This is a genomic window from Spirillospora sp. NPDC049652, from assembly GCF_040675125.1.
In the GTDB taxonomy this organism is placed as follows: domain Bacteria; phylum Actinomycetota; class Actinomycetes; order Streptosporangiales; family Streptosporangiaceae; genus Spirillospora.
In genome coordinates this window covers 1-8,824 of sequence record NZ_JBFAOF010000239.1, presented here as the reverse complement: position 1 = coordinate 8,824, position 8,824 = coordinate 1, and the positions used below count along the sequence as shown (strand labels likewise).

General features: G+C 74.3%; 8 protein-coding genes. 4 read left to right on the top strand and 4 right to left on the bottom strand.

Annotated features, from left to right (window positions below; all coding sequences use genetic code 11):
• A partial coding sequence (locus AB0J52_RS17475) for a hypothetical protein (RefSeq protein ID WP_500182621.1) occupies window positions 1-943 on the top strand: 943 nt, incomplete at its 5' end.
• A 194-nt stretch (window positions 944-1,137) separates the two neighbouring features.
• Here AB0J52_RS17475 and AB0J52_RS17470 read toward each other — a convergent pair.
• Both AB0J52_RS17470 and AB0J52_RS17465 read right to left on the bottom strand, forming a co-directional pair.
• Window positions 1,138-1,749 carry a maleylpyruvate isomerase family mycothiol-dependent enzyme gene (locus AB0J52_RS17470; protein ID WP_500182620.1) on the bottom strand — a complete coding sequence of 204 codons (612 nt, stop codon included), beginning with the start codon at window positions 1,747-1,749 and terminating at the stop codon, window positions 1,138-1,140.
• 74 nt (window positions 1,750-1,823) lie between these two features.
• Window positions 1,824-2,111, bottom strand: a complete 288-nt coding sequence (locus AB0J52_RS17465; protein WP_500182619.1) for a DUF4235 domain-containing protein — start codon at window positions 2,109-2,111, stop codon at window positions 1,824-1,826.
• Window positions 2,112-2,238: 127 nt separating this feature from the next.
• Between AB0J52_RS17465 and valS the strand changes: the two genes are divergently transcribed.
• The 3 genes from valS (at window position 2,239) to AB0J52_RS17450 (ending at window position 7,260) form a co-directional block, all read left to right on the top strand.
• A complete protein-coding gene (valS, locus tag AB0J52_RS17460; protein ID WP_500182618.1) occupies window positions 2,239-4,794 on the top strand; it encodes a valine--tRNA ligase in 2,556 nt (851 codons plus the stop codon).
• Between the two features lie 205 nt (window positions 4,795-4,999).
• Entirely contained in the window at window positions 5,000-6,181 is a 1,182-nt protein-coding gene (locus AB0J52_RS17455) for an acyl-CoA dehydrogenase family protein (protein WP_500182617.1), read from the top strand.
• Entirely contained in the window at window positions 6,178-7,260 is a 1,083-nt protein-coding gene (locus AB0J52_RS17450) for an acyl-CoA dehydrogenase family protein (protein WP_500182616.1), read from the top strand. The genes AB0J52_RS17455 and AB0J52_RS17450 overlap by 4 nt, the downstream gene beginning before the upstream one ends.
• Here the strand turns inward: AB0J52_RS17450 and AB0J52_RS17445 are convergent.
• Both AB0J52_RS17445 and AB0J52_RS17440 read right to left on the bottom strand, forming a co-directional pair.
• Window positions 7,257-8,456 carry an NADH:flavin oxidoreductase gene (locus AB0J52_RS17445; RefSeq protein WP_500182615.1) on the bottom strand — a complete coding sequence of 400 codons (1,200 nt, stop codon included), beginning with the start codon at window positions 8,454-8,456 and terminating at the stop codon, window positions 7,257-7,259. The genes AB0J52_RS17450 and AB0J52_RS17445 overlap by 4 nt on opposite strands.
• A 10-nt stretch (window positions 8,457-8,466) precedes the next feature.
• Window positions 8,467-8,824: SDR family NAD(P)-dependent oxidoreductase (locus AB0J52_RS17440; protein WP_500182614.1), on the bottom strand; the 358-nt coding region annotated here is incomplete at its 5' end.

Sequence of the window (8,824 nt, the reverse complement as noted above, 5' to 3'; positions counted from 1 at the left end):
CGCGCCGGGTGCCGCCTCCGCGGCGCCGGGCGCGCACCCGTCCTCTTCCGCGTCCGCCGACCCGCCGGGCTCCGCGCCCGGCGGCGAGGGCGCGACCGCACCGGGCGGGACGTCCGAGACGGCGTCCGTCGCCACGCCCGGTGCGGCGTCCCCCGGGACGCCCGAGCCGGTCGGTCCGGGGACCGACCGGGAGATCGGTGAACTGGTCGGGCGGCTCGCCGCCGACGACGGGATGGACCGCGAGACCCGCGGCCGCCTGCTCGCCCGGCTCACCCGGCTCCTCGCCGCCAACGCCCGCGCCGCCGGCGCCAAGGGCGTGGCGCGCGGCCGCTGGCTGGCCGACCTGTTCACCGCGATCGTCCCGCACGTGCCGATCCGCGACCGGGCCACGCTGTCGGCCCACCACCACGGCCTCAGCGGTGAGGCGCTGGCCGACAACCTGGTGAGGGTCGCCGTCAACACCACCACCGCCGTGGGCGCGGCGGGCGGGGCGCTGGCGGCCGTCGAGTTCGCCGCGCCCCCGCTGCTGCTGTCCGCCCCCGCCCAGCTGGCCGCCGAGACGCTGGTGGTCGCGGCGGTCGAGGTCAAGATGATCGCCGAGCTGCACGAGGTCTACGACGTGCGGGTGCAGGGTTCGGGCGCGGCCCGGGCCGCGGCGTTCGCCACCGCCTGGGCCCGGCAGCGCGGCATCAACCCGCTGGAGGGCGGCTCGCTGACCGGGGCGGTCGGCGCGGCGTCCAAGGCGGCGCTGCGCAAGCGCATGCTGCGCACCCTCGGGCGCAGCCTCTCGACGATGGGCCCGTTCCTGACCGGCGCGGCCGCCGGGGCCGCGCTCAACCGGACCGCCACCAAGAAGCTCGCCCAGAGCATCCGCGAGGACCTGCGCGAGATCGGCGGCCCGGCCCCCGAACTCCCCGGCGAACACCCCCGTCTCCCGAGCTGACCAGCTCCCCCCCGGTCGCCCTCCGCCGAGCACATGCGAAGGACGAAGGCCCCGCCCAGTGCATCTGGGCGGGGCCTTCGTTCGTCCTCAGGACCGGGTTCATGCTCTGAACACCGTGAGCGCGCTGGACCTCGCCCGGCCGGGGGCAGCCCTCCAGCCTCGGCGGCCTGGCGGGGGTTCGCGCGTCCGGCCGCTCAGGCGAACTCGAGTTCGCCGGCGACGGAGTCGCGGCCGCAGAGCCACATCCCGAGCGCCTCGCGGGTTCCGCGCACGACCGGGCCGTTCTTGGCGCTCGGCAGGGCGACCGGGCGGTGCCCGTCGGTCGGTTCGAGGCGGTGCCGCAGCACCCGCCGGTTCAGCCACATGCTGAGCTGGAGGCCCTCACGGAAGATCGCGGTGGCCGTCCCGTCCGGGACGCGCCGGGTGAGACCGAGGCCGCGGACCACGTCCTGGTGGTGGACGCCGAGGTCGCCGAGCAGGACGGGCGCCCCGATCCTGCTGGTGGTGCTGGGGTTGTCGGCCCAGTGCCGGGCCCACTGCATCAGCCGCTCGCGGGAGACCGCGCGGGCCCGGTCGGCCTGGGCCTGGTTGGCGGTGTTGATCCGCGGCCCGAACGGCAGGTAGGAGCCGACGAAGTAGTCGAGCCCGATCACGTGGCCGAGGACGTCGCGCGGGGCCCATGCGGAGCACAGCGTCGTCCCGGCGTCGAAGTCGTCGTCGGACAGCCCGTCCAGCGTCTCGATCAGCCGGAAGCGCTCGGCGCGCAGCTCGTCCTCGAAGGGCAGGCGGATCCGGTCCAGCAGCATCGTGGTCGATCCCTTCGTCGCCGGGGGACCGACCACGATACTGGACGCGTCGTCCAATGCCCGGCCGGGGCCGGTCAGACGTCGGCGCGCAGCTGGCTCGGCAGCTCGCCCGTGCCCTTCGACCACTGGTGCGCCGCCGCGCGGGTGGCCAGCAGCCGCGCGACCTCCACCCCGACGCCCATGATCACGGCCCAGGCGACGGCCTCGGTGAGCGCGACCTCCGGCGACTCGGGGTTGGTCGGCGGCTCCTTGCCGGTGCCCTTCTTCCACGCCATGATGATCGCCTTCTTGGCGACGAAGCCGCCCGCGAAGGCCGCGGCCCCGGCCATCACCCGCCAGCCGAGGTCACCCTTGTCCGCCATCGATACCTCCCGTTCCTTTCCTGCCCCGACGCTATCGGACCCGTCCCCGCCGCAGAGCGCCGCACGCTGGGGCGCGGCGGGCGGAAAAACGAACCGACCAGCGTCCGGCGGTCAATAGCATTGCCGCATGAACATCCCACCGCGTACCCCGAACGTCCCCTCTCAGCCCTCCTTGGACGGCCTTGAGGAGAAGTGGGTACGCACTTGGGAGGACGACGGGACCTACCGGTTCGACCGGTCCCGCCCGGCCGGCGAGGTCTACTCGATCGACACGCCGCCGCCCACGGTCAGCGGATCGCTGCACGTCGGGCACGTGTTCTCCTACACCCACACCGACACGATCGCCCGCTACCGCCGGATGCGCGGCCAGGAGGTCTTCTACCCGATCGGGTGGGACGACAACGGGCTGCCCACCGAGCGCCGCGTCCAGAACCACTTCGGCGTGCGGGGCGACGCGTCGCTGCCGTACGACCCGGCGTTCGAGCCGCCGGAGAAGCCGGACGCCAAGCGGCAGGTCGCGATCTCGCGCCGGAACTTCATCGAGCTGTGCGACCGGCTGACCGGGATCGACGAGAAGGCGTTCGAGGAGACCTGGCGCCGCGTCGGCCTGTCGGTCGACTGGAGCCTGCTCTACACGACGATCGGCGAGCGCGCGCGGGCCGCGTCGCAGAAGGCGTTCCTGCGCAACCTGCGGCGCGGCGAGGCGTACCTGTCGGAGGCCCCGACGCTGTGGGACGTCACGTTCCGCACGGCCGTCGCGCAGGCCGAGCTGGAGGACCGGGAGCAGCCCGGCGCGTTCCACCGGCTGCGGTTCCACGCCGGCGGCGGCCGGGCGGTGCACATCGAGACGACGCGTCCGGAGCTGCTGCCCGCGTGCGTCGCGCTCGTCGCGCACCCGGACGACGAGCGGTACCGCGACCTGTTCGGGACGACGGTCCGCACGCCGGTCTTCGGCGTCGAGGTGCCGGTCCTGGCGCACCGGCTGGCCGAGCCGGACAAGGGGTCCGGCATCGCGATGATCTGCACGTTCGGCGACGTCACCGACGTCACCTGGTGGCGCGAGCTCGACCTGCCGACCCGCGCGGTCGTCGGGTGGGACGGCCGGTTCGTCGCCGAGCCGCCCGCGGGGGTCCCGGCGGAGGCGTACGCGGAGCTGGCCGGGAAGACCGTCCACTCGGCGCGCGAGCGGATGCTGGAGCTGCTCGGCGAGTCCGGCGACCTGGAGGGCGAGCCCCGCAAGGTCGTCCGGGCGGTGAAGTTCTTCGAGAAGGGCTCCAAGCCCCTGGAGATCGTCACGACGCGGCAGTGGTACATCCGCAACGGCGGGCGCGGGCCGGAGCTGCGCGCCGAGCTGCTGGAGCGCGGCCGCGAGCTGGAGTGGTACCCGGCGTACATGCGCGCCCGGTACGAGAACTGGGTCGAGGGGCTGAACGGCGACTGGCTGATCTCCCGGCAGCGGTTCTACGGCGTCCCGATCCCGGTCTGGTACCGGCTGGACGCGGCGGGCGAGCCGGTCTACGGCGAGCCGATCGTCCCGGCCGAGGACGCGCTGCCGGTCGACCCGGCGTCGGACGTCCCGCCCGGCTTCACCGAGGACCAGCGCGGCAAGCCGGACGGCTTCACCGGCGACCCGGACGTCATGGACACCTGGGCGACGTCCTCGCTGACCCCGCAGATCGCGGGCGGCTGGGAGCGCGACCCCGACCTGTTCGCGCGCGTGTTCCCCTACAGCCTGCGGCCGCAGGGGCACGACATCATCCGGACGTGGCTGTTCTCCACGGTCGTCCGGGCGCACCTGGAGAACGGGTCGCTGCCGTGGAAGGCCGCCGCCCTGGCCGGCTGGATCCTGGACCCGGACCGCAAGAAGATGTCCAAGTCCAAGGGCAACGTCGTCACGCCGATCGGGCTGCTCCAGGAGTACGGCTCGGACGCGGTCCGGTACTGGGCGGCGAGCGGCCGTCCGGGCACCGACACCGCGTTCGACACCGGGCAGATCAAGGTCGGCCGGCGGCTCGCGATCAAGATCCTGAACGCGTCGAAGTTCGTGCTGGGCTTCGCCGAGCAGCCGCTCGACGAGGGCGTCGACGGCGAGGCGATCTGGTACCCGGGCGACCTGGCGATGCTGGCCGCCCTGCGCGGGCTGGTCGGCGAGGCGACCGAGGCGTTCGAGTCCTACGACTACGCGCGGGCCCTGGAGCGCACCGAGCGGTTCTTCTGGCAGTTCTGCGACGACTACCTGGAGCTGGTGAAGCAGCGCGCGTACGGGTCCGGGGCGGAGGCGGCGTCCGCGCGGGCGGCGCTGAACCGGGCGCTGTCGGTGCTGCTGCGGCTGTTCGCGCCGTTCCTGCCGTTCGTGACCGAGGAGGTCTGGTCGTGGTGGCAGGAGGGCTCGGTCCACCGCGCCGCCTGGCCTGCGGCGGCCGAGCTGCCGGACGGCGGTGACGCGTCCCTGCTGGGCGTCGCGGCCGAGGCGCTGCGCCAGGTCCGCAAGGCCAAGTCGGACGCGAAGGTGTCGATGCGCACGGAGCTGTCGCGCGCGGCGGTCACCGGCGAGCGGGCCGGTGACCTCCAGCGGGTCGCCGAGGACCTGCGGGCGGCGGGCCGCATCGCCGAACTCGACCTGGACGGCGGCGCGGACGGCCCGCTCACGGTCGCGGTGACGTTCGCCGAGCAGGCGCGGTGACATTCGCTGAGTAGCGCGGTGCGGAGGGCCTCCCGGATGGGTTCCCGGGAGGCCCTTCTCGCTGTCCTCATGCGGAAGGCGGGTGTCCCCACGGGTGACCGAACCGGGTTCGGGGCGCTAGCGTAAGCGCGTACTGACACGCGTGGCGGCGGCCCCTGCGGGCCGGACGCCGCGGGTGTCGCGTCGCCTCCGGGAGGAGCCGCCCGTGACGGATCTCGACGAGTACCGCAGCCGGGCCCGGGCCTGGCTCGCGGAACGGACGGCCGACCTGCCGCCCGATCCGGACCTGCCGCAGGCCCGCGCGTTCATGGCCGACCTCTACGACGCGGGGTACGTGGGGATCACGTGGCCCGCCGCCTACGGCGGACGCGGGCTGTCGGCGGCCGAGGAGCGCGCCTTCCAGCAGGCCGCGGCCGACTTCCCGCTGCCGGTCGGCGTGTTCGGGATCGGCCTCGGCATGTGCGGGCCGACGCTGCTGTCGCTCGGCACCGAGGAGCAGAAGCGCCGGTACCTCCGGCCGCTGCTGCGCGGCGAGGAGATCTGGTGCCAGATGTTCTCCGAGCCCGGCGCGGGGTCGGACGTGGCGTCCCTGCAGACCCGCGCGGTCCGGGACGGCGACCACTGGGTGGTCGACGGCCAGAAGGTGTGGACGTCGGTCGCGCGGCAGGCCGACTTCGGGCTGCTGATCGCCCGCACCGACCCGGACGTGCCCAAGCACCAGGGCATCACGATGTTCGTGGTGGACATGCGCGACCCGGGCGTGGACGTCCGGCCGCTGCGCGACATGACCGGCGAGTCGCACTTCAACGAGGTCTTCTTCACCGGCGTCCGGGTGCCGGCGGAGAACGTGGTCGGCGAGGTGGACGGCGGCTGGTCGGCGGCCGTCACGACGCTGCTGCACGAGCGGGTGTCGATCGGGATGGGCGCGACCCGCACCGAGCGGCCCGCGTCGTTCGCGGCGCTGCGTACCGCCGCCCGCGAGCGCGGCCTGCTCGGCGAGCCGGGCGTCCGCGACCTGCTGCTGGACCTCTACCTGCGGGAACGCGCCTTCGACCTGCTCAACGCGCGGATGTCGCAGGAGGTGAAGGCCGGGATCCAGCCGGGCGCGCGCGGTTCGGTGAGCAAGCTGCTGCTCGCCGACCTGACCCTCGCGAGCGCCGACCTGGCGAGCCAGATCCTCGGCCCGGAGTGCCTGGCCGGGGACGGCCCGATCGCGCGGGCGCTCGCCTGGGCCCCCGGCATGGCGCTCGGTGGCGGCACCAACGAGATCATGCGCAACATCATCGGCGACCGGGTGCTCGGCCTGCCGCGCGAACCGCAGCTCGACCGGAACATCCCGTTCAAGGCGCTGAAGGTCGGCACGCAGGCCAAGGAGGACGGCGAGTGAGGCTCATCCCGACCGAGGAGCAGCGGGAGCTGGCCGCGACCGTGCGGTCCTTCCTGGCCGACCGGGTGCCGATGGCGCGGGTCCGCGAGGTCGCCGGCTCGGACGAGCCGTACGACCGGACGGCCTGGGCGCGGCTCTCGTCCGAGCTGGGCCTGGCAGGGCTCGCGGTGCCGGAGGAGCACGGCGGGTCGGGGGCCGGGTTCGGCGAGGTCGCGGCCGTCCTGGAGGAGCTGGGTGCGGCGCTGGCGCCCGTCCCGTACTTCTCGGCGGTCGTCGCGGCGTCGCTGCTCGTCGCCCTCGACGCCAAGGACCTGCTGCCGGACGTCGCCTCGGGGGAGACGGTCGCCGTGCTGGCCGCTCCGGAGGAGGCCCTGCCGGCCGGACGGCTCCTCGACCGGGGCGAGTGGGTGCTGGAGGGCATGGTCGAACGCGTGCCGGACGCCACGGCCGCCGGCCTCCTGCTCGTGGTCGCCTCGACCGGGACGGACCGCCGGGGCGTCTTCGCCGTCGCTCCGGACGCGCCCGGCCTCGCCGTCACGCCGCTGACCTCGTTCGACCTCACCCGTCCGCAGGCGCGGGTGGAGCTGGGCGGGGTCCCGGCGCGGCTGCTCGGGCCGTCCGACGCGGGCGCGGTGATCGACCGTACGGCGGACGTCGCGCGCGTGCTGCTGGCCGCCGAGCAGCTCGGCGGGCTGCGGCGCTGCCTGGACGTGATCGTCGAGTACGCGAAGCTGCGCGTCCAGTTCGGCCGGTACGTCGGGTCGTTCCAGGGGGTGAAGCACAAGCTCGCCGACATGCACTGCGTCCTCGAACAGGCCGAGTCGGTCGTCCGGTACGCGGTGTGGGCGGCGGACGAGGCCCCGGACGAGCTGCCGGAGGCCGCCGCGCTCGCCGCGTCCTTCCTGGGCCGCGCCTACTTCCAGGTCGCCAGGGACCACCTGCTCCTGCACGGCGGCATCGGGTTCACCTGGGAGCACGACGCGCACCTGTACTACAAGCGCGCCAAGGCCGACGAGCTCATGCTGGGCGCGCCGCGCACGCACCGCGCGCGCCTGGCAACGGCCCTGGGACTCATTTAGGGCGCGAGGACGCAGCGGGTGCCGCTGAAGATGGTCGGCATGCACTTGTTGCAGTGCACGCACAGCGACGGCGTCGCGGGCTCGGCCTGGATCCGGTTGACCAGGTCGGGCTCGCGCAGCAGCGCCCGCGCCATCGCGACGAACTGGAAGCCCTCGGCCATGGCCAGGTCCATCGTGGCGCGTCCGGTGATGCCGCCGAGCAGGACGAGCGGCAGGTCCAGGGCGGCGCGGAACCGCTTGGCCGTCGGCAGCAGGAACGCCTCCTCGTACGGGTAGGAGCGGATGAACCGCTTCCCGACGAGCCGGATGCCGAGCCGCTGCGGCTGGGGGAAGGTAGCGGCGAACTCCTTGACGGGCGCGTCCCCGCGGAACAGGTACATCGGGTTCAGCAGGGAGCTGCCCGCCGTCAGTTCGAGCGCGTCGACCGAGCCGTCCTCCTCCAGCCACCGCGCCACCTGGACGCTCTCCTCCGGGCGGAGGCCCCCGCGGACGCCGTCGTCCATGTTCAGCTTGGCGAGCACGGCGATCCGGTCGCCGACCTCGTCCCGGACGGCCCGCGCCACGCCGCGCGCGACCTTCGCCCGGTTCTCCAGCGAGCCGCCGTAGCCGTCCTCGCGCCGGTTGATCCGGGGGCTGAGGAACGAGCTGGCGAAGTAGTTGTGGCCGAGGTGGACCTCCACGGCGTCGAAGCCCGCCTCGACCGCCAGCCGCGCGGCGGTCCCGTGCGCGGCCGTGATGCGCTGGATGTCCGCCTCGGTGGCCGGCCGCGTCCGCTGCAGGCTCTGCGGGTTGAACATCCCGACCGGCGCGAGGGACGCCACCCGGTTGGAGCGGCTGTTGGCGACCGGTCCCGCGTGCCCGATCTGCGCCGACACCGCCGCGCCCTCGGCGTGCACGGCGTCGGCGAGCCGCCGCAGCCCGGGGACGGCCTCGGGCCGCATCCAGATCTGGTTACGCTCGGTGCGCCCCTCGGGCTGGACGGCGCAGTACGCGACCGTCGTCATGCCGACCCCGCCCGCGGCGTGCCGCCGGTGGAACTCGACCAGCTCGTCCGAGACGAGCGCGCCGCGGCTCATCCCCTCGAACGTGGCCGCCTTGATGACCCGGTTGCGCAGCGTCAGCGGGCCCAGCCGCGCGGGCTCGAACACCTCGGGGGCCGAGGGGGCGGCGGAGCCGTCGGGTTCGGTGGTCGTCACGGTCGTCTCCTCAGAACGTCATCGCGGACGGATGGCCGTCCGGGCGCATGGCCGCGTCGGTGCCGCCGTCCACGTACAGGACGGCGCCCGTGGTGAACCGCGCCTCGGGTCGCAGGAACTGGTGCACCCAGAACGCGATGTCCTCGGCCTGCCCGAACCTCCCGAGCGGCATCGGGGTGGGGAACTCGTCGGGGTCCTCGAAGGCCGCGCCGCCGGTGGACCCGGTCATCAGCGGCGTCAGCACCGCGCCGGGGGCGATCGCGTTGAGCAGCACGCCCCGCCGCGCCCACTCCGGCGTGACGGCCGTCCGCCGCACCCAGTGCGCGACGGCCAGCTTGGAGGTGGCGTACGCGGTGATGCTCGGCGCG